Annotated in this window: 25 protein-coding genes and 2 pseudogenes; 17 read left to right on the top strand and 10 right to left on the bottom strand. The window is 73.6% G+C overall.

Annotated elements, in window-relative coordinates:
• A pseudogene (locus ACZ6ZR_RS28860) lies at positions 1 to 202 on the bottom strand (GNAT family N-acetyltransferase); the annotation flags it as partial.
• Positions 203 to 279: 77 nt separating this feature from the next.
• Between ACZ6ZR_RS28860 and ACZ6ZR_RS28865 the strand changes: the two are divergent.
• Together ACZ6ZR_RS28865 and ACZ6ZR_RS28870 are read left to right on the top strand one after the other, a co-directional pair.
• Entirely contained in the window at positions 280 to 498 is a 219-nt protein-coding gene (locus tag ACZ6ZR_RS28865; protein ID WP_465647204.1) for a hypothetical protein, read from the top strand.
• A 505-nt stretch (positions 499 to 1,003) separates the two neighbouring features.
• On the top strand, positions 1,004 to 1,159 hold the full coding sequence (locus tag ACZ6ZR_RS28870) for a hypothetical protein (RefSeq protein ID WP_465647206.1): 156 nt from the start codon (positions 1,004 to 1,006) through the stop codon (positions 1,157 to 1,159).
• 184 nt (positions 1,160 to 1,343) lie between these two features.
• Here the strand turns inward: ACZ6ZR_RS28870 and ACZ6ZR_RS28875 are convergent, their stop codons facing one another.
• Positions 1,344 to 1,643: a DUF4193 domain-containing protein gene (locus tag ACZ6ZR_RS28875; RefSeq protein ID WP_465647207.1), complete on the bottom strand. Its 300-nt coding sequence runs from the start codon at positions 1,641 to 1,643 to the stop codon at positions 1,344 to 1,346.
• Between the two features lie 354 nt (positions 1,644 to 1,997).
• Here ACZ6ZR_RS28875 and ACZ6ZR_RS28880 point away from each other — a divergent pair, with 354 nt between their 5' ends.
• The gene (locus tag ACZ6ZR_RS28880; protein ID WP_465647209.1) at positions 1,998 to 3,317 is read left to right on the top strand and encodes a serine hydrolase domain-containing protein; all 1,320 of its coding nucleotides are present in this window, start codon (positions 1,998 to 2,000) and stop codon (positions 3,315 to 3,317) included.
• A gap of 24 nt (positions 3,318 to 3,341) precedes the next feature.
• Here the strand turns inward: ACZ6ZR_RS28880 and ACZ6ZR_RS28885 are convergent, their stop codons facing one another.
• From ACZ6ZR_RS28885 to ACZ6ZR_RS28895, 3 genes are all read right to left on the bottom strand, one after another.
• The gene (locus tag ACZ6ZR_RS28885; RefSeq protein ID WP_465647210.1) at positions 3,342 to 4,019 is read right to left on the bottom strand and encodes a DUF6629 family protein; all 678 of its coding nucleotides are present in this window, start codon (positions 4,017 to 4,019) and stop codon (positions 3,342 to 3,344) included.
• 190 nt (positions 4,020 to 4,209) lie between these two features.
• Positions 4,210 to 4,689, bottom strand: coding sequence for an SRPBCC family protein (locus tag ACZ6ZR_RS28890; protein ID WP_465647212.1), 480 nt, complete (start codon positions 4,687 to 4,689; stop codon positions 4,210 to 4,212).
• Entirely contained in the window at positions 4,686 to 5,204 is a 519-nt protein-coding gene (locus ACZ6ZR_RS28895) for an RNA polymerase sigma factor (RefSeq protein WP_465647214.1), read from the bottom strand. The genes ACZ6ZR_RS28890 and ACZ6ZR_RS28895 overlap by 4 nt, the downstream gene beginning before the upstream one ends.
• Before the next feature lie 130 nt (positions 5,205 to 5,334).
• On the opposite strand from ACZ6ZR_RS28895, the gene ACZ6ZR_RS28900 reads away from it, so the two are divergent.
• The 7 genes from ACZ6ZR_RS28900 (at position 5,335) to ACZ6ZR_RS28930 (ending at position 13,642) form a co-directional block, all read left to right on the top strand.
• A complete protein-coding gene (locus tag ACZ6ZR_RS28900; protein ID WP_465647216.1) occupies positions 5,335 to 5,811 on the top strand; it encodes a DUF3995 domain-containing protein in 477 nt (158 codons plus the stop codon).
• 46 nt (positions 5,812 to 5,857) lie between these two features.
• Positions 5,858 to 6,859 (top strand): aldo/keto reductase, encoded by a 1,002-nt coding sequence (locus ACZ6ZR_RS28905; RefSeq protein WP_465647218.1) that lies wholly within the window; start codon positions 5,858 to 5,860, stop codon positions 6,857 to 6,859.
• Positions 6,860 to 7,009: 150 nt separating this feature from the next.
• On the top strand, positions 7,010 to 8,452 hold the full coding sequence (locus tag ACZ6ZR_RS28910) for a hypothetical protein (RefSeq protein WP_465647219.1): 1,443 nt from the start codon (positions 7,010 to 7,012) through the stop codon (positions 8,450 to 8,452).
• Positions 8,449 to 9,612 (top strand): ARPP-2 domain-containing protein, encoded by a 1,164-nt coding sequence (locus ACZ6ZR_RS28915; protein WP_465647221.1) that lies wholly within the window; start codon positions 8,449 to 8,451, stop codon positions 9,610 to 9,612. The genes ACZ6ZR_RS28910 and ACZ6ZR_RS28915 overlap by 4 nt, the downstream gene beginning before the upstream one ends.
• A 100-nt stretch (positions 9,613 to 9,712) precedes the next feature.
• Positions 9,713 to 11,080 (top strand): hypothetical protein, encoded by a 1,368-nt coding sequence (locus ACZ6ZR_RS28920; protein WP_465647223.1) that lies wholly within the window; start codon positions 9,713 to 9,715, stop codon positions 11,078 to 11,080.
• A gap of 49 nt (positions 11,081 to 11,129) precedes the next feature.
• The gene (locus ACZ6ZR_RS28925) at positions 11,130 to 12,350 is read left to right on the top strand and encodes an AAA family ATPase (RefSeq protein ID WP_465647225.1); all 1,221 of its coding nucleotides are present in this window, start codon (positions 11,130 to 11,132) and stop codon (positions 12,348 to 12,350) included.
• Entirely contained in the window at positions 12,347 to 13,642 is a 1,296-nt protein-coding gene (locus tag ACZ6ZR_RS28930; protein WP_465647226.1) for a vWA domain-containing protein, read from the top strand. The genes ACZ6ZR_RS28925 and ACZ6ZR_RS28930 overlap by 4 nt, the downstream gene beginning before the upstream one ends.
• Positions 13,643 to 13,665: 23 nt before the next feature.
• On the opposite strand, the gene ACZ6ZR_RS28935 is transcribed toward ACZ6ZR_RS28930, so the two are convergent.
• On the bottom strand, positions 13,666 to 14,592 hold the full coding sequence (locus ACZ6ZR_RS28935) for a Gfo/Idh/MocA family protein (protein WP_465647228.1): 927 nt from the start codon (positions 14,590 to 14,592) through the stop codon (positions 13,666 to 13,668).
• 128 nt (positions 14,593 to 14,720) lie between these two features.
• Positions 14,721 to 15,638, bottom strand: a complete 918-nt coding sequence (locus ACZ6ZR_RS28940) for a LysR family transcriptional regulator (protein WP_465647230.1) — start codon at positions 15,636 to 15,638, stop codon at positions 14,721 to 14,723.
• Between the two features lie 295 nt (positions 15,639 to 15,933).
• Between ACZ6ZR_RS28940 and ACZ6ZR_RS28945 the strand changes: the two are divergent.
• A pseudogene (locus ACZ6ZR_RS28945) lies at positions 15,934 to 16,305 on the top strand (WXG100-like domain-containing protein); the annotation flags it as partial.
• A gap of 600 nt (positions 16,306 to 16,905) precedes the next feature.
• On the opposite strand, the gene ACZ6ZR_RS28950 reads toward ACZ6ZR_RS28945, so the two are convergent.
• Entirely contained in the window at positions 16,906 to 18,114 is a 1,209-nt protein-coding gene (locus ACZ6ZR_RS28950; RefSeq protein WP_465647232.1) for a glycine C-acetyltransferase, read from the bottom strand.
• Between the two features lie 26 nt (positions 18,115 to 18,140).
• A complete protein-coding gene (tdh, locus tag ACZ6ZR_RS28955; protein WP_465647234.1) occupies positions 18,141 to 19,169 on the bottom strand; it encodes an L-threonine 3-dehydrogenase in 1,029 nt (342 codons plus the stop codon).
• 488 nt (positions 19,170 to 19,657) lie between these two features.
• Here tdh and ACZ6ZR_RS28960 point away from each other — a divergent pair, with 488 nt between their 5' ends.
• The 5 genes from ACZ6ZR_RS28960 (at position 19,658) to ACZ6ZR_RS28980 (ending at position 22,640) form a co-directional block, all read left to right on the top strand.
• Positions 19,658 to 20,509 (top strand): carbon-nitrogen hydrolase family protein, encoded by an 852-nt coding sequence (locus ACZ6ZR_RS28960; RefSeq protein WP_465647236.1) that lies wholly within the window; start codon positions 19,658 to 19,660, stop codon positions 20,507 to 20,509.
• A gap of 72 nt (positions 20,510 to 20,581) precedes the next feature.
• Complete coding sequence (locus ACZ6ZR_RS28965) at positions 20,582 to 20,770, top strand: hypothetical protein (RefSeq protein ID WP_465647238.1); 189 nt, start codon at positions 20,582 to 20,584, stop codon at positions 20,768 to 20,770.
• 9 nt (positions 20,771 to 20,779) lie between these two features.
• A complete protein-coding gene (locus tag ACZ6ZR_RS28970; RefSeq protein WP_465647239.1) occupies positions 20,780 to 21,520 on the top strand; it encodes a hypothetical protein in 741 nt (246 codons plus the stop codon).
• 7 nt (positions 21,521 to 21,527) lie between these two features.
• Complete coding sequence (locus ACZ6ZR_RS28975; RefSeq protein WP_465647241.1) at positions 21,528 to 22,106, top strand: GNAT family N-acetyltransferase; 579 nt, start codon at positions 21,528 to 21,530, stop codon at positions 22,104 to 22,106.
• Between the two features lie 24 nt (positions 22,107 to 22,130).
• On the top strand, positions 22,131 to 22,640 hold the full coding sequence (locus tag ACZ6ZR_RS28980) for an Imm21 family immunity protein (protein WP_465647243.1): 510 nt from the start codon (positions 22,131 to 22,133) through the stop codon (positions 22,638 to 22,640).
• Here ACZ6ZR_RS28980 and ACZ6ZR_RS28985 read toward each other — a convergent pair.
• Positions 22,592 to 23,671, bottom strand: a complete 1,080-nt coding sequence (locus tag ACZ6ZR_RS28985; protein WP_465647245.1) for an ATP-dependent DNA ligase — start codon at positions 23,669 to 23,671, stop codon at positions 22,592 to 22,594. The two genes, ACZ6ZR_RS28980 and ACZ6ZR_RS28985, sit on opposite strands and share 49 nt — an antisense overlap.
• A 110-nt stretch (positions 23,672 to 23,781) precedes the next feature.
• Between ACZ6ZR_RS28985 and ACZ6ZR_RS28990 the strand changes: the two genes are divergently transcribed.
• Positions 23,782 to 24,213 carry an arsenate-mycothiol transferase ArsC gene (locus ACZ6ZR_RS28990; RefSeq protein WP_465647247.1) on the top strand — a complete coding sequence of 144 codons (432 nt, stop codon included), beginning with the start codon at positions 23,782 to 23,784 and terminating at the stop codon, positions 24,211 to 24,213.
• The last annotated feature ends 45 nt before the right edge of the window (positions 24,214 to 24,258 follow it).

The following is a 24,258-nucleotide window of genomic DNA, read 5'->3' on the forward strand; positions in this document are numbered from 1 at the left end:
GGTAGGCGACCGGCCGGTCGTCCACGGGGTCGACGGCGACCCAGGCCAGCCCGGACTCCTGGTAACGGGCCAACTGGTCGAGCGGGAACGGCTCGTCGGAGGCCACCTCGTCCATCCCGACCTCCGCGAAGCGGCGGCCGGCGGTCACCTCGATCTCCTGGAGCAGCGGTAGGTCCTCGGTGCGGACGTCTCGGATCAGCATGGGCGCATTCTGGCTGGTGAGACCCCGTCAGGGCGAGGCATTTGCCCGCCGGACGGCCGTGCCGCGAAGATCGGCCCATGTCCGAACCCACCCCCGTACCCACCCCCGAGCTCGCCGACTACGCCGACCTGTGGACCACCGACCGCGCGAACTGGCAGCTGGAGCGCGCCGGTTCCGGCTACCTCCCGCTCAGCAAGGGCCCGAACCCGTACTACCTGGTGACCTGTCACGAAGAGCTGGCCGAGCAGATCGTGGCCCGGATGCTCGCCGCCGGGGTCGAGGTGGTGGACCCCTGACTCCCTCTCCGGCCCTCCGACGGAGCGTCAGGCTCCCACCTCGGCGAACGCGGCGGCCGCGACCGCATCGAGCACAACCTCGGCGCCCGGATGTCCGACCTCGGCAACGGCCCCGCCGTCAAAACCAACGGGCCGGCGCACTCGCCTCGTTGATGACATACCAGTTTCACCCGATGAATCCCAACGGCTCGCACATGACCAGCGCGCAACTGATTCGCTCCTTGCGCATCGGCAGCCCGCCTTGGACGGCACAGCAGATCGGACAGAAGATGGCCGATGCAACGCAAATGCCAAATCCGGGCGCAGTGGCGGACAGGCTCACCATGCTCAGTTTCGCCGCCCGCCGGAGACTCACACCCGCAGAGGTCGACACCGCCCTCCGGGGACCGGTCATCCCGGGACAAGTCATCCCGGGACAGGTCATCCAGGAAGATGTGATCGCCCGGATGCTCCCCCCCTCTACGCCACGCAGGCCCATCAGCAGCCCTCAAGGACCGCCAGCGGAATGCATGGCAAGGTCATTCGCTCAAACACCATCAAATCGACCACGGGTGCTTTCAAGGTCATGGTTCGAGAAGATCGAATGGACCACATCAAGCAGGGGCACGATGTGACAAACCTCGACTTTCAGAGCGACAACATCACCCGCGCTCCAACCTGAAACACCGTCACCGATACCGAGGCGGCACCGGGCCAGGGCGCCCGTCCCGGTGCGGTTGCGGTGGTCGGCAGGGTGGATGGGGGCGCGACGGCGGCCGGCTGTGGTGCCGGGGCGGGCAGGCAGCCAGTGTCGCCGCCGCGCGGTAAGACGCCGACGCGTACATCGGCCGAGGCCTCGATGCAGGTCAGTCGCAGTCGCGGCAGATCGGCTGGTCGTTCTTGAAGCGGGCGAGCCTGCTGCGGTGGTGGACGAGGAAGCAGTTGGAACAGGTGAACTCGTCGCTCAGCATCGGCTGCACGGCGACGGTGAGCTCCTCGCCCGAGAGGTCGGCGCCCGGGAGTTCGACGCCGTCGGCCGACTCGAGCACGTCGAGGGCGTCGATGCTGGAGGCCGACTTGTCGCCGCGGTGGGCCTTCAGTTCCTCGATGCTGTCGGTCGAGCTGTCCTCGTCGCCCTTGCGCGGAGCGTCGTAGTCGGTTGCCACAGAGGGGTCCTTGTCATCGAGTGGTGCCGGCACCGGTCGGTTCGCCAAACCGCCTCCCGGCGCATGCCGAATCCAGTGCCGATCGGTGTGCGGAGTGTAACCGAGGCGGGGCGGGCTGGTGGATCACCGACAGCGGGCCTCCGGCGGACGCCGGTCGGCCGGGCCACGATGACGGCATGACGGGGAAGTCGGCGCGGTCATGGACGACCCCGACGAAGTGATCTCCTGGATCGACTCGGACACACCCATGAGCCGGCCGTCGGCCACAGGATGAGGCGGCGTCAGGGAAGCACCGCTCGAAAGCGGAGCACTATCGTTCGAACGGACACCACATCCGATCGGGAGGTCGACCGCATGCTGGACGGGTTGGACGAGCTGTGCACGGAGGCGCTGGCCGAGCACGGCTGTGCCTCGATCTCCCTCGCCGTCGCCGAACGCGACGAGGTCGTCCTCGCCCGCGCCTACGGCCTCGCGGACGTGGCCGAGCACCGCCCCGCCACCCCGGCCACGGTCTACGGACTGGCCTCCGTGACCAAGGCGTTCACCGCCACCGCCGTCCGGCTGGCCGCCGACGAGGGCCTGCTGGACCTCGACGCCCCGGTCCCCGACGGCTTCCGGAGGTCCGCCCCGACCCCGCGTCAACTCCTGCTGCACCGCGGCGGTTTCCCGGCCTTCTACGACTTCCACTACGGCACCGGGCCGCATCCGATATGCGCCGACCGCTACCGCGCCCAGGTCCGCGAACCCGGCACCGACTTCGAGTACTCCAACCTCGGCTACCAGGAACTCGGCCGGCTCCTCGAATCCGCGACCGGCCGCCCCCTCGGCGACCAGCTGCACGAACGGATCGCCGAGCCCCTCGGCCTCACCGGCTTCGCCTTCGGCGCCGCGTACGCCGGCCCCGCCCCCGTCGCCACCCGCTACTCGGCCGGCGGCCGCACCTACCCGACCTGCCGCACCAGCCACCCGGCCGCCACCGCCGCCTGGGCCACCGCCGCCGACGTCGCACTCTTCGCCCGCACCTCCGCCCGGCTGCTCAAGCCCGCCCCGGAGGCCGCCCCCGAGCCCGCCGTCCCCATCAACGAGCACACCGGCTACGGCTACGGCCGCCTCGTCTCGCACGGCCCGGGCCCCGCGGTGCACAGCCACGGCGGCGGCATGGGAGGCGTCGCCGCGATGATGATCGACGTCCCCGAACGCGAGCTCTCCATCGCCGTCCTGACCAACTCCACCGACAAGACCACCCGCGACCTGGTGGTCCGTCACCTCGCCACCACCCTCGTCCCCGGCTTCCGGCCCGAGCAGCTCGACACCAGCTCCGAGGTCACCCGCCCCGCCACCCTGCCCCCGGGCCGCTGGGCCGGCGAGATCACCACCCCCGAGGGCCCCGTCCCGCTCCGGCTCGACCTCCTCGCCCCCGACCGGGTCCGGATCCACCTCGCCGACGCGCCGCCCGTCACCACCACCGCCACCGCCTCCACCCGCGGCGACCTCCGCACCACCGCGCCGCTCCAACTCCCCACCGCCGACGCCCGCCTGAACAGCCCCCACCTCGCGCTCGAGCTCCGCTTCGACCAGAGCACCCTCACCGGCCGGGCCACCGCCTACAAGCCCGACGACCTCGAGGGCTACCTCGGCTCCTACCTCCCCCACCCCTGCACCCTCCGCCGCTGACCGGGCCCACCCCGGCCGCCCGGGCTACGCGGCCGCCGGCTGTCGGACCCAGCGCAGCACCAGGACACTCGCCAACGCCGCCAGCGCGCACCAGGTGGAGACGAAGGCGGTCCGCCACAGCACCGCGCAGAGCACGGCCGCCGCCGCGACCCACCAGCCCAGCAGCCGGAGTGCCACAACGGGGTTCAGCAGGAGCGGCCCCAGAGTGGCCACCAGATAGGCCGCGATCAGCACCGGGGCGAACGGGACGCCGACCGCGTACTCCACCGTGTGGCCGTGCACCTGCGCCGTGACGGGGCTCGCCAGCACCGCGACCGTCAGGGGGATCGCGGTGGCGAGGCCGAGCGCCACGAAGGCGAGCAGCCGGCGTGGGCGGCCGGCGGCAGCCCAGGCGCCCACCGGGACCAGCACGGCCAGCACCGGCATGGCGATCAGCGCCCACCCGACCCGGGCGGCGCCGGCCACCCCGGGGCCGACCCGGCCCTCCTCGCCGAACCACACCACCGCCTCCAGGAGTTGGTGCACGCCGAGCAGGAGCGGCAGCGCCGCCAGCAGCACCTGACGGCGCTGCCGCACCGCGCTCAGGCACACCACCCCGAGCCCCGAGACGGCCGCGCCGATCACCAGGTCCGCCTGCGCGCTCCAGCACATCGCTTCGTCCGCGGCTACCTGGCCGGCCGCGCCGGACGGGAAGCCAGGCACAAGGAGGTGGTTGCGCGCACGGTTCTGCTCCGTTCGATCGCCGGGGGAAACGGGGGAAAGCGGACCGCGCGGCCGACTATCCGTCAGCACGACCGCCCCGAGGCCCAATGACCGCACCCGACGCCGCCGAATCACCCACCCGGACCACGCACCTTGCCTCGCCCCCCGCCGCCGCCGACCCCCCGCCCGCTCACCCGGCGCCGGACGCCGCCGCCTCCACCAGGGTCCGGAAGCGGCGCAGCGAGCGGGCCGCCAGCGGGTCGGTGACCGGGCGCAGCGTGACGCCGGGGAGGCGGACGGCGCCGAGGAAGGCGAAGCGGGTGCTGGTGGGGCCCTCCGGGCGGGCGGCCATGCCGCCGAGCAGGAAGCGGCTGCGCATGAGGCACCAGCCCGGGGTGAGGTCGAGGTCGAAGCGGGCGCGCAGGCGGGTGTGGCCGGTCACCAGGAGCTGGGCGCGGGCGCCGTCCCGAGGGGGTGCCAGGCGGGCGGTGCGGATGTCCGGAAGCCACTGCGGCATGGTGCGTTCCAGGTCGGCCGCGACCGACCAGACCACCTCGTAGGGGGCGTCGATCACCGTCTCGCGGACGGCCGCGCCCGGGGTGGTGGCCGCGATCACCTTGAGGCGGCGGACCTGGTCGAACTCGGCGACCGGCCAGGGGATCTCGTTCACTGCTGCCACGCCTTTCGGAAGCCGAGCCGGGCCCGGGAGAGCCGGGACTTCACGGTGCCGGCCGCCACGCCCAGCAGTTCGGCGGTGGACCGTTCGTCCAGGCCCTCCAGGTCGCGGAGCACCAGGACCGCCCGGTGCTCCGGCGTCAGCCGGGCGAGCACGTCCTCGATGTCGGCGGCGAGCTGCGGGTCGCCGGGGCGCGGGAGTTCGGAGAGGTCGGCGGGTACGCAGCGCGCCGTCCGCCGCACGTGCCGGACCGCCTCGCGGACGGCGATCGCCCGGACCCAGCCGAACAGCGCGGCCGGTTCGCGGAGTTGGCGCAGCCGCCGGAAGACGGCGATCAGCGCCTCCTGGGTCGCGTCGGGGCCGTCGTCCAGCGCGATCGGGCCGCACAGGCGCCGCACGTACGGCGTGACCAGCTCCAGCAGCTCGCTCACCGCCAGCTGGTCGCCGCGCTGCGCGGCGCGTACGAGTTCGGCGAGGCCTGCCTCACCCGGGGTTTCGGGACCGTCCACGTCCGACACAGAGGCGGCCGACGGCCCGGACGTTCCACGCCACCCGTGTGACCCTCGTCACGGGAACGAACGCCGCCCCCGCCCGCTCCTTCGGTCGACACACCGTCACCGACCCGCAGGAGCACCCGCGATGAACCCTCGCACCGCCGCCCGCACCGTGGCCGCCGTCCTCGCCGCCGACGCCGCGGTCCACCTCTACTGGACCACCGGCCTCACCTGGCCGGCCCCCGACCGGGCCACCCTCTCCCACCTCGTCCTCAACGCCGACGTCCCCTTCACCCCCCGCGTCCTGCTCCCCCTCGTCGCCGTCCTCCTCGCCGCCGCCACGCTCCTCCTCACCCGCACCGGGCACCTCCCCACCCTCGCCCGCCGCCTCCCCGCCCCGCTCCTCCGCCTCGCCCCGTACGCGATCACGGCCGGCCTCCTGCTCCGCGGTCTGGCCGGCCTGGTCTGGATCACCGGCCTCGGCGCCGATCCCGCCGACACCTTCTACTGGCTCAACCTCGCCCTCTACACCCCGCTCTGCCTCCTCTGCGCCGCCGCCACCTGGACGGTGGCCCGCGCCGAAGCGTCCACCCGGGCCTACCTGGGCCTTCGCACGACGTGACGTAGGGTTCCGGTACCGAGTCCGACCGTCGAAGGGACCCTCCAGCATGGCCGCCGCGCCCACCAACGAACCCACCGTCAGCTCCGGGGCGGGGATCGGGCGGTTCGGGCTGGGGACGGCGGCGGTCGGGCGGCCCGGGTACATCAACCTGGGGCGGGAGGGGGACCTGCCGGCCGGGCGGAGCGTGGCGGCGCTGCGGGAGCGGACGCACCTGCTGCTGGACGCGGCGTTCGCGGCGGGGGTGCGGTACCTGGACACGGCGCGGTCGTACGGGCGGGCCGAGGAGTTCCTCGGGGAGTGGCTGGCGGCGCGGCCGGAGGCGGCGGACGAGGTCACGGTGGGGAGCAAGTGGGGGTACACGTACACCGCCGACTGGCAGACCTCCGGCGTCCCCGTGCACGAGGTGAAGGAGCACTCGGTCGGGGTGTTCGACCGTCAGATCGAGGAGAGCCGGGCGCTGCTCGGCAAGCGGCTGGACGTGTACCTCATCCACTCCGTCACGCCCGACAGCCCGGCGCTCACCGACACCGCCCTGCACGAGCGGCTGGCGGCGCTGGCCGCCGAGGGCGTCCGGATCGGGCTCTCCACCAGCGGCCCCGCGCAGGCGGCGACCGTCCGGGCGGCGGGCGAGGTGACGGTGGCGGGGCAGCCGCTGTTCTCCGCCGTGCAGTCCACCTGGAACGTGCTGGAGCCCTCCGCCGGGCCCGCGCTCGCGCAGGCGCACACGGCCGGCTGGCTCGTGGTGATCAAGGAGGGCATGGCCAACGGGCGCCTGGCCGGCCGCAACGCCACCGGCCCGGAGACCGCCGCGCTGCGCGCCCTCGCCGAGCAGACCGGCCACGCCCCGGACGCCGTCGCCCTCGCGGCCGTCGCCGCGCAGCCGTGGGCCGACGTGGTGCTCTCGGGCGCCGCCACCACCGAGCAGCTCGCCTCCAACCTCACCGCGGCCGACCTCGCCCTCTTCCCGGGGCAGTTGGCCACCCTCGCACCGATGGCCGAGCCCGCCGAAGGGTACTGGCGCACCCGCGCCGCGCTCCCCTGGTCCTGACCCTCCGCCCGCCCTCTGCTACGGTCGGACGGCCGGCCGCGGGACTCCGGTGCGACTTCCGGAACCTACCTCTGAAGCAGTGATTCGCAGTTCGCGCCCCCACTCCCCGGCCGGCCCCGAAGACCGAGAACCACCAGCGAGGACGAGACCGTGGAGACGTACGGCGACCTGATCGCCGCCGACGACGTGCTGCTCTTCGTCAACGCCGCGATCACCGCGACCGGCCGGCGCGAGTTCCACTCCGACCAGGCCGAGCAGCAGCTCTCGCTCGCCTTCCTGCACGAGTACATGCTCGTCAACTACCGTGACGCGTACGCCGCTTCGCTCGCACTCGACATCAACGACCACAACTCCGCGCTGATCGTCCGGCACCTGCTGGAGAGCTCGAAGGACGCCACCGCCGAGCAGCGCCGCACCGAGGGGCAGCTGATCGCCCGGCGGCTCGCGCTGCTGCCGCCGCAGCGGGTGTACCGGCTGGTCCGCGAGCTGCGCCGGGCCAAGGTGAACAACCGCCGCACCCGGGCGATCCTGCGCGACTGGCTGGCCGCCCGGCCGGACCAGACGCTCGACGCGGTGAAGTACCGGGGCGGGTTGAAGCTAGCGCTGCGTCACCTGCACCTGCGCCCGGCCGAGGCGGAGACCGGGGACTTCCTCTTCACCAAGGCCGCCAGGAAGGTCGGGAAGTACCGTGCCCCGCTACTGAACGCCTGGACCCGCGCGCACTACGAGCAGCCCGCGCTCTACGAACTGCCGTACACCGTGGCGGAGGGGTTCGCGGCCAAGCACGGCATCCCGCGCGAGGTCTTCCTCAAGCGGATCGAGCCGCGGATGACCGCCCTGGAGCGGCTCCGCCTCCAGGAGTCGGCCCGCACCGCCAAGGTGGCGGAGGTCGCCGCCGACCTGTCCCGGATGCCGCTCGCCCGGCTGGCCACGTACGTGCTCGGCCTGGCCGCCGCCGACCGGATCGCCCGCCGGGCCGAGCTGACCGGTGCCCTGCGGGCCGCCGCGCGCCGTACCGCCGGTGCGCAGGCCGGGAGTTGGGGCAGGGTCGCGGCGGTGCTGGACGACAGCTTCTCCTCCTACGGCTCCGGCCAGCAGCGCCGCCGGCCACTGGCGGCCGCGCTGGCCTGCCACTTCCTGCTGGAGGCACTGGCCGGGGACGGCGGCTACACCGCCTTCTGGACCTCGGGCCGCACCGACGCGCTGCTGCTCCACCCGCTCGGGCCGACGCCGCTCGGGCGGCGGATCGTGGACGCCCTGGACACCGCGCCCGAGCGGCTGCTGATCGTCTCGGACGGGTGGGACAACTCCCCGCCGGGGATGGCCGCCGAGGTGCTGCGGGTCTGGCGCACCCGGCTGGATCCGGACCACCGCACCAGCATCGTCCACCTCAACCCGGTGTTCGACGCCGAGAGCTTCGACGTGCGCCGCCTGGCACCGACCGTGCCGACCGCCGGACTGCGCGACGCGGCGGACCTGACCACCCTGGCGGAGTTCGCCCGGTTCGCCGAAGGGCGTACCGGCCTCGGCGAGTTGACGGCCCATCTGGCGCTGCGCACCGAGCAGTTCCTCGACCCCGGGCAGGCCCGATGAGCACCGAACCCTTCACCCTCGACCTCACCGGTCTGACCACGCGCCCGGCACAGGTCTGGGGCGGGGTCCGGCTGGTCCCGCTGGTGCGCGCGGAGCCGGTCACCGACCTGCGGCTGCGCCAGGAGCTGTACACCGGGGAGGACGACTGCGGCTGCGGCATGGTCGAGGGCGAGAAGGGCTGGTACACCTCCTACCTGCCGCACGGCTTCGTCGCCGACTGGACCGGGGACGGCACCCCGGCCGCCGCCTACGGCACCCAACTCGGCACCGCCGCACCGGAGTCGGTCCAGCTACAACGCCGTCCGGGGAAGCTCGCCAAGCGGGCGGACCGGAACCGGCTGCGCTTCCTGCCGCTCCACCTCGCGCTGGAGGGCTACCTCTCGCTGCACTTCGGCGGCCCGACGATCGCCTGGCAGCAGTGGTCCGAACGGGCCCTGCGGAACGGTCTCTCGCCCCGCGAGGAGGAGAGCTACAGCGGGGCGCAGGTCCGCGGACTCGCCGACGCACTGCGGGTGTTCGAGATCCACCCCGGCCAGTGCGGCCTGCTGCTGTACGTGGCGGACGCGCTCGCCGCCGCCTTCGTGGTCCCGCATCCGGCCGACTTCCTGGCCCTGCACCGCAGCCTGCTGCTGGACCTCTACGGCGACCTGGTGCACCACTACGCGCTGCTCTCCGCCCCGGTACCGGACTTCCGGGCGGACCTCGGCTCCACGCCCGTCCGCTCGCTCGCCGAGCTGCGCACGGCGGTGGACCAACAGGAGCGCTCCTGGGGCGAGTTCCACGACGGCACGATGGCGGACGGGCTGCTCGGCGCCACCTACCGCGGCCGGACGGCGTACCGGATGGACCGCTTCACCCTCTCCCGTTTCCTCCCCGAGTTCCGCCCGGGACAGGAGAACCACATCGGTGAGGCCATCACCGACGAGCACGGCCGGATCGCCTACCTCAAGACCTTCCGCCTCTCCGAGGCCCAGACCCGGCGCGGCCACCTGCTCGCCACCCTGGCCGCCCACGACTGGCACCTGCCCAACGCCGCCACCGCCCTCGGGCTGAGCGACCACCAGCTCGGCCTGCGCCTGGAGTCGGCCGGCTTCGGCGCCCTGCTCCAGCAGCACGTCCTCGACCAGTACCGCAGCCGCGACCGTGACCGGAGCCGCTGAATCCACTGGCGCGGCACGCCTCACAGGGGTTACGCTCCCGCACGATGATCACTCACTCCTTCTTCGGATCGGGGGTCTCGTCCACGTTCGGTGAGTGCTGATGGCCACTCACCCCGTGCACGAGGACTCCTACCTCTCCCGCTGGCTGCGCGTACGCGAGTACGCCGTGCCGCCCGTCATGATCGAGCAGTCCACCGCCCGCCGGGCCACCGGCGACTGGGCGGGCGCCTGTGCCGCCGCCCACGTGGACGTGGACCTCGATCTGCGGACCGTGAACCGCGCGCTCGGCCGCGAGTTCACCGGTCAACTCCGTTCGGACCTGCGCCACTTGGCGCCCGACCTGCTCCGCTGGCACCTGCCCAGGACCGCTCCCGACGGCCTGCTGCGCGGCGGCCTGACCCTCTCGCTGGCCCGCTACCGGCTCCCCGGGCGGGCCGGCCCGGTGCACCTGGTCGCCCGCACCCCGCCCGCCTGGGCGGACGGCGGCCAACGCTTCGCGCTCGCCCTCTGGACGGCCGACGGCACCGGCACCGGCACCGGCACCGGCACCACCTCCGAGCACCGACACCGGCGCCCGGATCCGCGGTTCCGGCTCGACCTGCACCGCCACCTCTGGGACGCCCGGCGGGCCGACGAGTTCGGGGAACGGACGGACCGGTCGTCCGACACGACAGGTGTGCCGGCGCCGCACTACGCCGTGGACCGCTGGGCCGCCGAGGCAGCGCTGCTCCGGGAGGCCGAGGGCCGGCCGGGTCAGACAGTGGTGGTACGACTCGACGCGAGGCGCCGTCTGGCGCTGGAGCCGGGAGTCCGGATCCCCGCCTTCGATCCCGGCGAACTACCGTCCACAGTGAAGAGGTTGACGGTACGTGAGGGTGCGGGGCTGCCCGTCCTTCCCGATGCCGCGACCTGGACGCCGCCCGATCTGGTGCTGCTGCGCAGCGGTGCGATCGACCCGGGGCAGCTGCATCCCCTGGTCGCGGCGGCCCTGGCCCCGGACCGGCCCGTCCGGCCGACCGTCCGTCAGATCGCCGGCGCCGGTCCGCACCTGGTGGACTGCCAGGGCTCCCGGCACCGGCTCGCCCTGGTGGACGGCGTCCTCAGCGCACTCGACCACGACCCCGCCGAGCTGCGCCGGGAGCAGCTGCTCAGCGCCCTCGGCGGCACTCCGATGCCCTGCCTGCACACGATCGAGCGGGCCCACCGCCACCCCGAGCAGCTGACGGGCGTACGGGAACGCCTCGCCCACGGCGACACCGCCGGGGCGCTGGCGGTGATCGAGTCGCTGCTCGGCCCCGCCGCGCTGCTCCCCACCGGCGCGCTGCGCGAGGAGCTGGAGGCGGCGGCCGAACGGCGCGTCACCCACGGCCTCTACCGGGCGGGCCTGTCCGGCCCGGAGCGGAAGGCCCACCGGCGGCCCCGCCCGGCCGATGCCCGGACCCGCCCCCGCCTCGCGTTCCACCACTGACCCTGCCCGGCCTTTCCGCCGCGCCCTTCTTCCCCCAAGGTGACCCGTCATGACCAAGCACGCCCAGATGACCCAACTCGACCTCGCCGAGCAGCTGTTGACCCTGCTCGGGACCACCACCACCGAGCCCGGGACCGACGCCCAGTCAGAGGCGCTGACCCTCGCCGTCGCGGCCGACCTGCCCGTCCTGCTCTGGGGCGAGCCGGGCATCGGCAAGACCGCCGCCCTGACCCAGCTCGCCGAGACCCTCGACCTGCCGCTGACCACCGTCATCGCCAGCGTCCACGAGCCCTCCGACTTCTCCGGCCTCCCGGTGGTCGGTGACGACCCCGCCGTCCAGGGCGTGCCGATGGCCCCGCCGGACTGGGCGGTGCGCCTGGTCCGGGAGGGACGCGGGCTGCTCTTCCTGGACGAACTCTCCACCGCGCCCCCGGCCGTCCAGGCCGCCCTGCTCCGGCTGGTGCTCGAACGCCGGGTCGGCGCCCTCCGGCTCCCGCCCGGCGTACGGATCGTGGCCGCCGCCAACCCCCGCTCCTCGGCGGCCGACGGCTGGGAGCTGAGCGCGCCGCTGGCCAACCGCTTCGTCCACCTGCACTGGACGCACGACCACGAGGTGGTGGTGCGCGGGCTCGGCGGCACCTGGCCGCGAGCCGTGCTGCCGGTGCTCGACCCGGACGGGCTGCCCGAGGCGGTCGCCTTCGCCCGCCGGGCGGTCTGCGCCCTGCTCGCCGCCCGGCCGGAGCTGGTGCACCGGCTGCCCGAGGGCGAGAGCCGCCGGGGCGGGGCCTGGCCCTCGCCGCGCAGCTGGGAGATGACGCTCCGTCTGATGGCCTTCGCCTCCGCCGCCGGGGCCTCCCGCGAGGTGCTCTCCCTGCTGGTGCGCGGCACCGTCGGGGACGGGCCCGGGCTGGAGCTGCTGGCCGCCACGGAGCGGATGGACCTGCCCGATCCGGAGCTGCTGCTCGCCGATCCGGCGGCGGCCGAGCTGCCGCGGCGCGGCGACCTCCGGCAGGCCGTCCTGGACGGCGTGGTGGCGGCGGTGCGCAACCGGCCGACCCAGCAGCGCTGGGACGCGGCCTGGCAGCTGCTCGCCCTGGCCCTGGAGACCGGCGCGCCCGACCTGGTGGTGGTCCCGGCCAACACCCTGGCCGCGCTCCGCCGGGACGGCTGGACGCTGCCGGACACCGTCGACCGGCTGGCCGGGACGGTGCGGCTCGCGCAGCGCGCGGACCGGCTGGCGCCCAAGTCCGCAGCCGGGGTGGGCCGATGAGCACCGCACCGGCGCCGAAGCCCGCACCTCCGAAACGACGGCCGACCACCCCCGCTCCCGCACCGGCCGCCGCCGCTCCGGAGACCCTGGACCGCGAGAAGCTGTTCACCGCGCGCCTGCACGCCGCCCGGGCCCGGCCCTACCTGGCCACCGCGCTGTTCGCCCTGCACGTGGTCGAGTCGCGCCGGGTGCCGACCATGGCCGTGGACTCGCACTGGCGCTGCTACGTCTCCCCGTCTTTCGTGGCCCAGACCTCCCTCGTCGAGCTGGCCGCGGTCTGGGTGCACGAGGTCTCCCACCTCCTCCGGGACCACCACGGCCGGTCCGAACGTCACGCCCGCCGGCACGGCCTGACCGGCCCGGCCGAGCGGCTGCGGATGAACATCGCGGCGGACCTGGAGATCAACGACGACGCCTTCGGCGACGGCCTGGTGATGCCGGGCGGCGCGCTGACGCCGCGTCGGCTGAAGCTGCCCGACGGGCAGTTGATGGAGGAGTACCTGCACTTCGTGGGGCTCGGGAAGCTCACCGAGCCGTGGGCCTGGCTGGACTGCGGCAGCGGCGCCGACGGGCTGGAGCGGGAGTGGGACCTCGGGCCGGACGGGGCGCACGGACTGGGCGGGCACGAGCGGGACGCCGTGCGCTTCCGGGTGGCGGAGGGCATCAAGGGCGCACAGGGGAGCGTGCCGCAGGGCTGGCGCCGGTGGGCCGAGGAGGCCTTCCATCCGCCGCAGCCGTGGCGGCAGTTGCTCGGCGCGGCCCTGCGCGCCGCCGTCTCCGGCGCCGGTGCGGGCGAGGACTACAGCTACGGACGGCCGGCCCGCCGCTCGGCGGCCCTGCCCGGGCTGGTGCTGCCCAGCCTGCGCCGACGCCCGCCCAGGGTCGCCGTGGTCATCGACACCTCGGGGTCGGTCAGCGACGCCGAACTGGGCACGGCCCTGCTGGAGGTCACCGCCATCGCCCGCGCCGTGGGCAACCGCCGGGACCAGGTCTCGGTGGTGCCCTGCGACGCCGCCGCCGGGGCGGTGCACTCCCTCTGCGGCGCCGAGGGCGTCCCGCTGACCGGTGGCGGCGGCACCGACCTGCGGGCCGGCTTCGACCGGGCCCTCCGGCTGCGCCCCCGCCCGGACGTCCTGGTGGTCCTGACGGACGGTCAGACCGACTGGCCCGCCGCACCACCCCCCGCCCGCACGGTCATCGGTCTCTTCCCCCGCGACGTGCCGTCCGAGGAGGACCCCTACGTCCCGCCACCCCCGCCCGCCTGGGCCCGCACCGTCCGCCTGGGCGGCTGACCGGGCCCGGGGCGGGGGCGGGGCTACTCGCCGATGCGCTCGACGATCAGCTCGCACAGCTCGTGGGTGCGCAGCGCGTCGCGGGCGTCGAGCGTCTGGCCGGAGCGGACGGCGTCGAGGAAGGTGGTGACCACCTGCTCGATGCCGCGCTGGCGGGCGACGGAGACCCAGTCGCCGCGGCGGCGGACGGTGGGCTGGCCCCGGTGGTCGATCACCTCGGCCAGGTTGTGGACCTCGCGCTTGGAGTCGGCGCCGGAGACCTCCAGGACCTCCTCGGTCGAGCCGGAGAGGCGGTTCATGATGCCGAGGGCGGTGAAGCCCTCGCCGGCCAGGGTGAGCACCACGTGCTCGACCAGGCCCTCCCGGACCCGGGCCCGGACGTCCACGTACTGGATCTCGCCGGGGACCAGGAAACGCAGACTGTCCACCACGTGGATGAAGTCGTCGTAGACCAGGGTGCGGGCGGCCTCCGGGAGGCCCTCACGGTTCTTCTGGAGCACGATCAGGTCGCGCGGGCGCTCCTTGGCGAGCAGGTAGCCGGGCGCGTGGCGGCGATTGAAGCCGACCATCAGCGAGCGGCCCTCCCGCTCCGCCAGGTCGACCAACTTCCGTGCGCCGTCCAGGTGGTAGTCGAGCGGCTTGTCCACGTAGACGTCGATCCCGGCCTCCAGCAGGGCCGTCGCGATCGGCACGTGCTGGTCGGTGCTGGCGTGCACGAAGGCGGCCCGCACCCCGCTGTCGATCAGCTCGCCGAGGTCGGTGAAGCGCGCGGCGATCCGGTGGGTGTCGCCGATCCGGTCCAGCTTGGCCCGGTCCCGGGTCATCAGCCGCAGGTCCAGGCCGGGGAGGGCGCTGAGCACCGGGAGGTAGGCCTTCTGCGCGATGTCCCCGAGCCCGATCACCCCGACCGGGAGGGGAGTGGCGGGCTGACCGGCGGCGGGCTGGCTCATCGGGGGCGCTCCTGTACGTCTGACGGCGGCTCACGGCCGCGGCCCCGGTGGGCCCCGGCCACACCAGGCAGCATATTCCAGCGCCGTGACCGGGCTCCCCCGGCCCCGCCGGACGGCCCGACGGCGCGTCAGTCCGCGCCGAGCCCCGCCGCCGCCGTGGTGAGCGCGGCCAGCACCGGCCGCACCAGCGGATGGCTCTCCGCCCCCGTCCGCACCGCCGCGAACACCTTCCGGGTGGCCAGCGCGCTGTCCACCGGCCGGACCGCCACCGACTCCAGGTCCACCCCGCGCAGCGCCGAGCGCGGCACCAGGGCGACCCCGGCCCCGGCCGAGGCGAGCGCGACCACGGCGCGGAAGTCGTCGGAGGAGTGCACCAGCCGGGGTTGGAAACCCGCGTACTCGCAGGCCAGCAGGACGACGTCGTGACAGGGGTTGCCGGGGTAGGGGCCGATCCACGGTTCGGCGGCCAGCTCGGCCACCGCGATCGGGCCGGTGCCCGCCGCCAGCCGGTGGCCGAGCGGGAGCACCGCCTCGAAGGGCTCGGCGTACAGCGACACCCGGGTCAGCCGCTGGTCGTCGGCCCGCGGCGCGCCCCGGTACTCGACGGCGAGCGCGATGTCGGCCCGGCCGTCGAGGACCATCGGCAGGCTGGCGTCGCCCTCGGCGTCCAGCACCCGCAGCCGGACGCCGGGCGCGCCGGTGGCCAGGTCGGCGATGGCGGGGGCGAGCACCAGGGCGATGCCGGTGGCGAAGGCGGCGACGGTGACCTCGCCGGCCACGCCCTGCTGATAGGCGGCCAGGTCGGCCTCGGCCCGCTCCAGTTGGGCCAGCACCAGGTCGGCGTGGAGCAGCAGGATCTCCCCGGCCGCGGTGAGGCGGACCCCGCGGCCCTCGCGGGCCAGCAGGTGGTGTCCGGTCTCCTGCTCCAGCGCGGCGAGCTGCTGGGAGACGGCGGAGGGGGTCAGGTAGAGCGCGGCCGCGGCGGCCGTCACCGTCCGGTGGTCGGCCACGGCCCGAAGGGTCCGCAGCCGTCTTGCGTCGATCACCCCGCCATTCTGCCAGCGTTGCGCGGGCACTCCCTTCACCCCGCCGTCACGTGATCTTCGTTACCAAGCGCGGGTGATTCCGTGACCGCCTGACGGGTACTCAGTTGTCCGTGGACACTGCAACACTCGTCCCACGAACCGTCGCCGCCGATCCGTAGTGGTGACAGGTCCGGGTGTGTATCGTCACAACCCGCGATCAGCCGCGTACCACAGCGCGGCCGGTCGACCGTGCACGGAGAGCAGCTGGGGGGCAGCATCCATGGCCATCGACATACCGGGCGAGCTTCAGACCGTCATGAAACTGCTCGGCCTGAACTGGCCCGGGGCGAACGAGGACGAGCTGCTCGAACTGGCCAATCAGCTCACCAAGTTGGCCTCCACCCTGGACAGCGTCCAGATGGCCGGGGACAAGGCGCTCGCCGATCTCTCCGAGGTCTACCAGGGCTCCTCCGCCGAGCAGCTGACCGCGCTCTGGCAGACCATCTCCAAGTACTCCGGCATGGTGGTCGACGGCTGCGAGCTGGTGGCCACCGCGCTCAAGGGCGCGGCGATGGTGATCGAGATATGCAAGGGCCAGACCATCGTCCAGCTGATCAACATCCAGGCCCAGTTGGCGGCCTCCTCGGCCACCTTCGGGCTGAGCACCGCGGCCGTCATCGCGATGGGCCGGGAGATCATCTCGCGGCTGCTGGACGCGGCGGTGCAGCAGCTGGCCCAGGCCCTGGCCAAGCCGATCGCCGACCTGGCCGAGCTGGTGGTGGCCCAGGTGGTCAGCCCCGGGGGGACGGGCGGCAGCGGCAGCGGCTTCCGGGTGGACCCGACCGCGATGGCGGCCTGCGCCACGGTGCTGCGGCGGCACGCCGACGACCTGGACTCCTCCGGCACCTCGTTCCGCACCGTCGTGCAGGGCCTGGACGTCGGCAACCCCTCGGACGCCTTCGGCAAGCTGGCCGTGGCCATCGCCGAGCAGGTGGTGAAGACGATCGGCACCGAGGTGCTCAAGCGGATCCTCGGCTCCTTCACCGGCACCGCCGACAAGATGGACACGGTGGTCCGCAACCTCACCGACAACGAGGACGCGCACACCCAGGCGATGAACGGCGGCTACGCCCAGCTGGCCGGCGGCCTCGGCGCCGCACCGGCCGGTCCGCGGCTGGCCGGCCTGGGCGCCGGCGCGGCCGGCACCACCGGCCACACCCCGGCCGGTACGGCCCAGGGTCCCTCCGGCGGTGGCCAGAGGGACCCCGGACTGGCGGCCTTCGACGCGCTACGCCCCCGTATCGGCGGCCTGCTCGGCGGCAAGGGCGGCGCGGGCGTCCACGAACGCGGCAACGGCTCGCTCAACGTCCTCGGTGGAGTGAGCGGCGGAAAGCTGAACCCGAATGCGGGCCTGCCCGTGCGGAACGACCGGGAAGGAGAAGCCGATCACGTAAACACCCCGGTCCAGCAGCAGCTCGGCCAGCCGACCAGCCTGGGCCGCGTCCCCAATCATGACGGGGGCAATCGGGTGGGTGCCGTCAAGAACGTCGAAGCCGGCCTCGGTCATCCGGCTGCGGAACAGCGCGGTGTTGGCGGCCAGCCGGTCGCGCAGGTCCCCGGAATGCTCAACCAGGTCCAGCACGGTCAGGCTGGCGGCGGCAATCACGGGCGCCAGGGAGTTGGAGAACAGGTACGGGCGGCTGCGCTGGCGCAGCAGCGCAACAATCTCGGCGCGCGCCGCAACGTAGCCGCCGGAGGCTCCACCGAGCGCCTTGCCGAGCGTCCCGGTGATGATGTCGATCCGGTCGCGGACCCCGTGCAGCTCGGGAGTACCGGCCCCGTTGGCGCCGACGAAGCCGACGGCGTGTGAGTCGTCGACCATGACCATCGCGTCGTAACGGTCCGCCAGGTCGCAGATCTCGCGCAGCGGCGCGATGTAGCCGTCCATGGAGAACACGCCGTCGGTGACGATCAGCCGGCGGCGGGCGTCCTGGGTGTCCTGGAGCTGCTTCTCCAGGTCGGCCAGGTCGCGGTTGGCGTAGCGGTGGCGGCGGGCCTTGGAGAGGCGGATGCCGTCGATGATGCTGGCGTGGTTGAGCGCGTCGGAGATGACGGCGTCCCGGTCGTCCAGCAGGGTCTCGAAGACGCCGCCGTTGGCGTCGAAGCAGGAGGAGTAGAGGATGGTGTCCTCCTGGCCGAGGAAGGCCGAGAGGCGGTCCTCCAACTGCTTGTGCACGTCCTGGGTGCCGCAGATGAAGCGGACCGAGGCCATGCCGTAACCCCAGCGGTCCAGTGCCTCCTTGGCCGAGGCGAGCACGGCGGGGTGGTCGGCCAGGCCGAGGTAGTTGTTGGCGCAGAAGTTCAGCACCTCGGCCCCGCCGGTCACCTTCACGGCGGCGTTCTGCGGGGTGCCGATGACCCGCTCGGGCTTGAACAGACCGGCCTCACGGATCTCGGTCAGGGTGGCGGCGATGTCGCTGCGGACGTTCTCGAACACGGGGGCTCCTTGTACCTGAGGGAGGATCAGACTGACCAGTCGAGGATGATCTTGCCGCAGCGGCCGCCGGCCGCCTCGTCGAAGGCCGCCTCGAAGTCGGCCGCCGCGTACCGGCCGGTGATCACCGGGCTGAGGTCGAGGCCGCCCTCCAGCAGGACCGACATCGCGTACCAGGTCTCGAACATCTCCCGGCCGTAGATGCCCTTGATGGTGATCATCGAGGTGACGATCCGGGCCCAGTCCACCGCGAAGTCCTCGGCCGGCAGGCCGAGGACCGCGATCTTCCCGCCGTGCGTCATGTTGGCGATCATCGACTGCATCGCCTCGGGGCGGCCGGACATCTCCAGGCCCACGTCGAAGCCCTCGCGCATGCCGAGCTGCTTCTGCCCCTCCTCGATGGAGTGCTCCGCGACGTTCAGCGCCAGCGTGACGCCCACCTTGCGGGCCAGGTCCAGGCGGTACGGGGAGACGTCGGTGATCACCACGTTGCGGGCGCCGGCGTGCTTGGCGACGGCGGCGGCCATGATGCCGATCGGGCCCGCGCCGGTGACCAGCACGTCCTCGCCGACCATCGGGAAGGAGAGCGCGGTGTGCACCGCGTTGCCGAACGGGTCGAAGATGGCGGCCACGTCCAGGTCGACCGGCACCCGGTGCACCCACACGTTGGAGGCGGGCAGCGCGACGTACTCGGCGAAGGCGCCGTCCCGGTTGACGCCCAGGCCCACCGTGTTGCGGCACAGGTGGCGGCGGCCGGCCAGACAGTTGCGGCACTTGCCGCAGACCAGGTGCCCCTCGCCGCTGACCAGGTCGCCGACGTTGACGTCGGTGACGCCCGCACCGATCTCGGCCACCTCGCCGACGAACTCGTGACCGATCGTCATCGGGGTCTTGATGGTCTGCTGCGCCCAGCCGTCCCACTTGCGGATGTGCAGGTCGGTGCCGCAGATCCCGGTCCGCAGCACCTTGATCAGCACGTCGGTCGGGCCGATCTCGGGCATGGGGACGTCGGTCAGCCAGAGCCCGGGCTCGGCCTGCTTCTTGACGAGTGCCTTCACGGCGAGGGCTCCTGACGCACGGTGGGACGGATGCGGGCGTGCCGGTGCGGCCGGAGCACGGCAGGTCGCCGGGGCCGCGCGGGCACTGTGCAATCTGCCTGCTGGGCGCCACCGCGGTCCATCGAGGAATTCTTAACGGCCGCCACAGCTCGGCTTCACGATCGTGCCCGAGGTGCGCTCCCGCACCGCTGTGCCGTGCCGGGGATCACCCGGACGCCGTACGCCGGGCCGTCACTCCGTCAGGTCCCCGCCGCCCGTGCGCCACCGCCCCGGTAGCACCTGAACCCCCTTTTCCCTCCTTACTTCTCCTGCTAGTGCCGTGCCCGGCAAGGTTTGCCCCGTCGCGTCGTTCGGTGCGTGCTGTCGGCGTGCCGGGCGAAGGCCCGTCGTAGCGGAGCTACCCGGGCCTTCGCCCGGTGCGGCGAGAGTGCGTGCCGGGCGGCGTGACGGGGCAAACCTTGCCGGGCACGGCACTAGGGTGGCGGTCCATGGATGATCTCCGTGAGCTGCCCACCGCCCCCCTCACCCTGAGCGCCGGTCAGGCCCCGTGCGTACCGCTGGACATACCCGCGAACGTCGCCACCGCCGCCGGGCTGGTCCGCCGGGCCGCCTCGGAGGGCTCGCGGCTGCTGGTCCTGCCCGAGCTCTTCCTCACCGGCTACGAGCTCCCCGGCATCACCGCCTCCCCCGGCACCCTGGCCGTCCACCCGGACGACCCCCGGCTCGACCCGCTGGCCGCCGCCTGCGCCGAGACCGGCACCGGCGTGGTGGCCGGCGGCCCCACCCTCGACCCGGCCACCGGCCAACTCCGCATCTCCGTCCTGGTGTTGGGCCGCGACGGGCGCTTCGTCACCCAGTACGACAAGCAGCACTCCACCCCCAACGAGCGCGCCGCCGGCTTCTCCCCCGGCACCCACGGCACCACCCTCGACCTGGACGGCTGGCGCCTGGGCCTCGGCATCTGCTGGGACATGGGCTTCCCCGAGCACGCCCGCGCCGCAGCCCTCGACGGCGCCCACGCCTACCTGGTCGGCGCCATGCTCGGCCGCGGCAGCGGTGCCCACCAGCGCACCGCCGTGATGCCGGCCCGCGCCCTCGACAACACCTCCTACGTCCTGCTCGCCAACCACTGCGCGGTCAGCGGCCCGTACCACGGCTGCGGCGGCAGCGCGGTCTGGAACCCCGACGGCACCCTCCTCACCGAGGCCGCCGACACCCCCGCCCTCGTCACCGCCACCCTCGACCCGGCCGCCCTGGCCGCGGCCCGCGAGGACGACCCGGTCCTGATCGACCCCTCCCTGACCGCCCCGGTCCTGCCCCGCACCTCGGCCCACCTTTGAGGCTTTCGCACCCCCCTCCGCGCCTTCTCCGTCGAAACCTTCACAGCGAAGTTCAATGGAAGACTCGAAGGCATGCGATTCGTCCTCGAAGTCGACCTGACCGAACCGACCCTGCGAGCGGACCCCCACGCCGAACTCGGCCGCATCCTCCGCTACTGGGCCGGCAACCTCCACCACTACCCCCTGGAGCCCGGCACCCGGGAGACCCTCACCGACTCCGCCCACAACCCCGTCGGCACCTGGAGCTACACCCTGACGTAGCCTCAGCGGATGCTCCTGCCCCACCTCCCCCGCACGCCGCTGCCACCCCGGTACCCGTCCTTCGACACACCGCTGGGCCCGTTCGGCTTCGGCGCGGCCGTCGGCCACCGGAAGCTCCCGGCCGTGCCGGACGAGTGCGGCCAACTGCCGGGCGGCGGCCTGGTCTTCCGCTGGGACGACCGGGCCGCCGAGGTGGAGCTGCTCCTCTCCCCCTTCGAGCCGAACCCCGAACTGATCGACGTGCTCCCGGTCGACGTCTGCCAGGGCGCGGTCTGGCAGGTGACCGCCCACCGGACGCTGCCGCGTTTCGGCCTGACGGCCGCCTTCGCCGACCTCCCGGCCGGTGCCGAGGGCGGGTACAGCGGCGGCCAGGCGGTCGCGGCAGTCGACATCGACGCACCCGGCCTCCGGATGACCATCGGCGCGCCCGACGAGGAGGACCTCTGCGGCCGGGCCGGCCGGCGCGGGGTGCCCGGGCGGTGGGCCGGGTTGTACGAGGAGGTGTACTCCCGCCGGCACGAGTGGGGCGTGGAGTACCTGCCGGGTGACGTCGGCCTCGGCTGGGTGCTGCCCGAACTGTCCAAGGGTGAGAGCTTCGTGCTGGAGACCAACGTCTGCTGGCGCGCCACCTCCTCCTCGGATGACCCCGAGGACATGAGCACCTGGTGGGCCGCCGTCTCCGGTCCCGAACGGGTGCTCGCGGCCGCCGGCCGAAATCCGTTTGGCGCCGCCGCCACCGGCCGACCATGATCTGGTGATGGAGACCCCACAGCGCGTGATCCGCGTAGACGACGAACTAACCCTGCGTGCCTTCGAGCCCACCGACCTCGACGAGCTCCTGAAGGTGATCGAGGAGGCCAGGGAGCACCTCATCCCCTTCATGCCCTGGGCCTCCGACCACACCCCGGAGAGCACCACCGACTTCGTCAACTCCCGGGCGGAGAAGTGGGCGGCGGGCACCGACCACACCTACGCCATCACGGTGGACGGCGCGATCGTCGGCTCCTCCGGCTTCTTCCTCCGCGAGGGCGACCCGGCCGAGCGCCGCGAGGTCGGCTACTGGCTGCACCCCGCCGCCACCGGCCGCGGCCTGGTCTCCCGCACCGCCCGTGCCCTCACCCTGGAGGCCTTCCGCGATCCCGAGGTCAGCTACGTCGAGATCGTCCACGACCCGGCCAACCTCGCCTCCGGCGCCGTCCCCGCCCGCCTCGGCTTCACCGACCTCGGCACCTTCCCCGCCGAGAAGCTCGCCCCCGCCGACACCGGCTCCGACCGCCACTGGCGCCTGACCCGCGATCAGCTCCCGGCCCTGACGGACGGCGCGGCCCGGAGCTGACCGCCCGGCTGGCATCATGACCGGGTGACCCTGCCGCTGACCTGGATCGACCGCACCGACTTCGGCCGCTACGCCCTCCTCCCCGAGCACCTGGTACCCCGGTGGACGGGTGAGGAGGCGTACGACGCCTGCGGTGAGTACGCCGCGAAGGTGGAACTGGCCGGCCACGACGTGCTCGTCCTCGGCGGTGAGCCGCTCCCTGTCACCTGGCTCCCGGAGCACCTGGTGTTCGCCCGCTGGATCTACGCCGAGGACGACAGCTCCCTGCTGCCCGCCGTCGAGGCGGCCCTGGCCGACGGCCCCTGGGAGGACGCCGTCACGGTCGAGCTCGGCGGCCGGTACGTGCTGGCCGACGCGGGCTACGACGGCGAGCGCATCGTCGAGGTCGAGGGCGCCGAGCCGCCGGAGCTCATCCGGCTCGAACTCCCCGCCGGGCGCTACCTGGTGCAGTCCTGCTCCGTCGATCCCGACGAGGACTCCTCCTACTACCTGGAGCGGCTGGTCCCGCTCCCCAGCACGTCCGCCAGGTCGTAGCCCACCGGCTCCTCCAGCTGTTCATACGTGCAGGACGACGGCTCCCGGTCCGGGCGCCAGCGCTTGAACTGGGTGGTGTGGCGGAAGCGGGAGCCCTCCATGTGGTCGTAGCCGACCTCGCAGACGCGCTCGGGCCGCAGCGGTACCCAGGACAGGTCCTTGCCACCGGTCCAGCGGCTCTGCCCGCCGGGGAGCCGGGCGGCGGCCTGGGCGCTCTCGTCCCGCCAGGCGGCCCAGGGGTGGTCGGCGCCGTCGGGGAGTCTCAACTCGGCCAGCTCCTCGACCAGTTCGGCCCGCCGCTTCATCGGGAACGAGGCGCAGACTCCCACGTGCTGGAGCTGCCCGGAGGCGTCGTACAGACCGAGCAGCAGCGAGCCGACCACCGGCCCGCTCTTGTGCTCGCGGTAGCCGGCCAGCACGCAGTCCGCCGTCCGAACGTGCTTGATCTTGTACATCGAGCGCACTCCCGGCTGGTACGGCTGGTCCAGCGGCTTGGCCACCACCCCGTCCAGCCCGGCCCCCTCGAACTGGCCGAACCACCGCCGCGCCACCTCCGGGTCAGCGGTGGCGGGCGCCAGGTGCACCGGGGGCCGCACCCCGTCCAGCACCCGCTCCAGCGCGGCCCGCCGCTCCGTCAGGGGGCGTCCGTCGTAGGCCTCGTCCCCCAGCGCGAGCAGGTCGAAGGCGACGAAGGAGGCGGGGGTGCGCTCGGCCAGGGTCCGCACCCGGGAGGCGGCGGGGTGGATGCGCTCCAGCAGCTCCTCGAAGTGCAGCCGCCCGTCGTGCGCGATGACGATCTCCCCGTCGACCACGCACCGCTCCGGCAGTGCGGCCAGCACCGCCTCCACCACCTCGGGGAAGTACCTGGTCAGCGGCTTGCCCGTCCGGCTGCCGATCTCCACCTCCGCTCCGTCCCGGAAGACGACCGCCCGGAAGCCGTCCCACTTGGCCTCGTACTGCATCCCCTCCGGGATCTTCGTCACCGCCTTCGCCAGCATCGGCGAGACCGGCGGCATCACTGGCAGCTCCATGCTCCGATCCTGGCGCCCCGTCAGCCCCGCCGCCCGCCCGGTGCGGCCGGGCGGGCGGATATGCTCCGCGTACGGGGAGACGGAGCACGTACGCCGAGAGGTGGCCACCGATGGCCGACGAACCGTCACGCCCCCGCCGGATCCTGCTGATCTGCAAGGGCAACATCTGCCGCAGCCCGGCCGCCGCCGCGATCCTGGCGGCCCGCTCACCCGGCCACCCCGAGGTCCGCTCCGCCGGCACCACCCACTGGCACGTGGGCGAACCGGCCGACCCGCTGATGGTCGAGACCATGGCGAGGCTCGGCTACGACCTCTCCGGCCACCGGGCCGCCTGGCTCTCGGCGGAGCTGGCCGCCTGGGCGGACGAGCTGATCGCGGTGGACGCGGAGACCGCCCGGGAGACCCGCCGACTGGCCGGCCCCGGCCGGGTCGTGCACCAACTGGCCGACCCGGGCATCTCAGACCCGTGGGGCGGCACGCCCGCCGACTTCCTCCGCACGGTGCGCGAGATCGAGGCCGCCCTGGAGCGCTACCAGCCCTGAACACCCGTCAGGGAATCGCACTATCACGCGACTTGGCCCGGCGGA

Source organism: Kitasatospora sp. NPDC088742 (assembly GCF_055584905.1).

What these genes read in the sequence shown, in the direction of transcription:
- ACZ6ZR_RS28865 (WP_465647204.1), top strand. Translation starts at nt 280, where the DNA reads ATGTCCGAACCCACCCCCGTACCCACCCCCGAGCTCGCCGACTACGCC.
- ACZ6ZR_RS28870 (WP_465647206.1), top strand. Translation starts at nt 1,004, where the DNA reads ATGCATGGCAAGGTCATTCGCTCAAACACCATCAAATCGACCACGGGT.
- ACZ6ZR_RS28880 (WP_465647209.1), top strand. Translation starts at nt 1,998, where the DNA reads ATGCTGGACGGGTTGGACGAGCTGTGCACGGAGGCGCTGGCCGAGCAC.
- ACZ6ZR_RS28900 (WP_465647216.1), top strand. Translation starts at nt 5,335, where the DNA reads ATGAACCCTCGCACCGCCGCCCGCACCGTGGCCGCCGTCCTCGCCGCC.
- ACZ6ZR_RS28905 (WP_465647218.1), top strand. Translation starts at nt 5,858, where the DNA reads ATGGCCGCCGCGCCCACCAACGAACCCACCGTCAGCTCCGGGGCGGGG.
- ACZ6ZR_RS28915 (WP_465647221.1), top strand. Translation starts at nt 8,449, where the DNA reads ATGAGCACCGAACCCTTCACCCTCGACCTCACCGGTCTGACCACGCGC.
- ACZ6ZR_RS28920 (WP_465647223.1), top strand. Translation starts at nt 9,713, where the DNA reads ATGGCCACTCACCCCGTGCACGAGGACTCCTACCTCTCCCGCTGGCTG.
- ACZ6ZR_RS28925 (WP_465647225.1), top strand. Translation starts at nt 11,130, where the DNA reads ATGACCAAGCACGCCCAGATGACCCAACTCGACCTCGCCGAGCAGCTG.
- ACZ6ZR_RS28930 (WP_465647226.1), top strand. Translation starts at nt 12,347, where the DNA reads ATGAGCACCGCACCGGCGCCGAAGCCCGCACCTCCGAAACGACGGCCG.
- ACZ6ZR_RS28935 (WP_465647228.1), bottom strand. Translation starts at nt 14,592, where the DNA reads ATGAGCCAGCCCGCCGCCGGTCAGCCCGCCACTCCCCTCCCGGTCGGG.
- ACZ6ZR_RS28960 (WP_465647236.1), top strand. Translation starts at nt 19,658, where the DNA reads ATGGATGATCTCCGTGAGCTGCCCACCGCCCCCCTCACCCTGAGCGCC.
- ACZ6ZR_RS28965 (WP_465647238.1), top strand. Translation starts at nt 20,582, where the DNA reads ATGCGATTCGTCCTCGAAGTCGACCTGACCGAACCGACCCTGCGAGCG.
- ACZ6ZR_RS28970 (WP_465647239.1), top strand. Translation starts at nt 20,780, where the DNA reads ATGCTCCTGCCCCACCTCCCCCGCACGCCGCTGCCACCCCGGTACCCG.
- ACZ6ZR_RS28975 (WP_465647241.1), top strand. Translation starts at nt 21,528, where the DNA reads ATGGAGACCCCACAGCGCGTGATCCGCGTAGACGACGAACTAACCCTG.
- ACZ6ZR_RS28985 (WP_465647245.1), bottom strand. Translation starts at nt 23,671, where the DNA reads ATGGAGCTGCCAGTGATGCCGCCGGTCTCGCCGATGCTGGCGAAGGCG.
- ACZ6ZR_RS28990 (WP_465647247.1), top strand. Translation starts at nt 23,782, where the DNA reads ATGGCCGACGAACCGTCACGCCCCCGCCGGATCCTGCTGATCTGCAAG.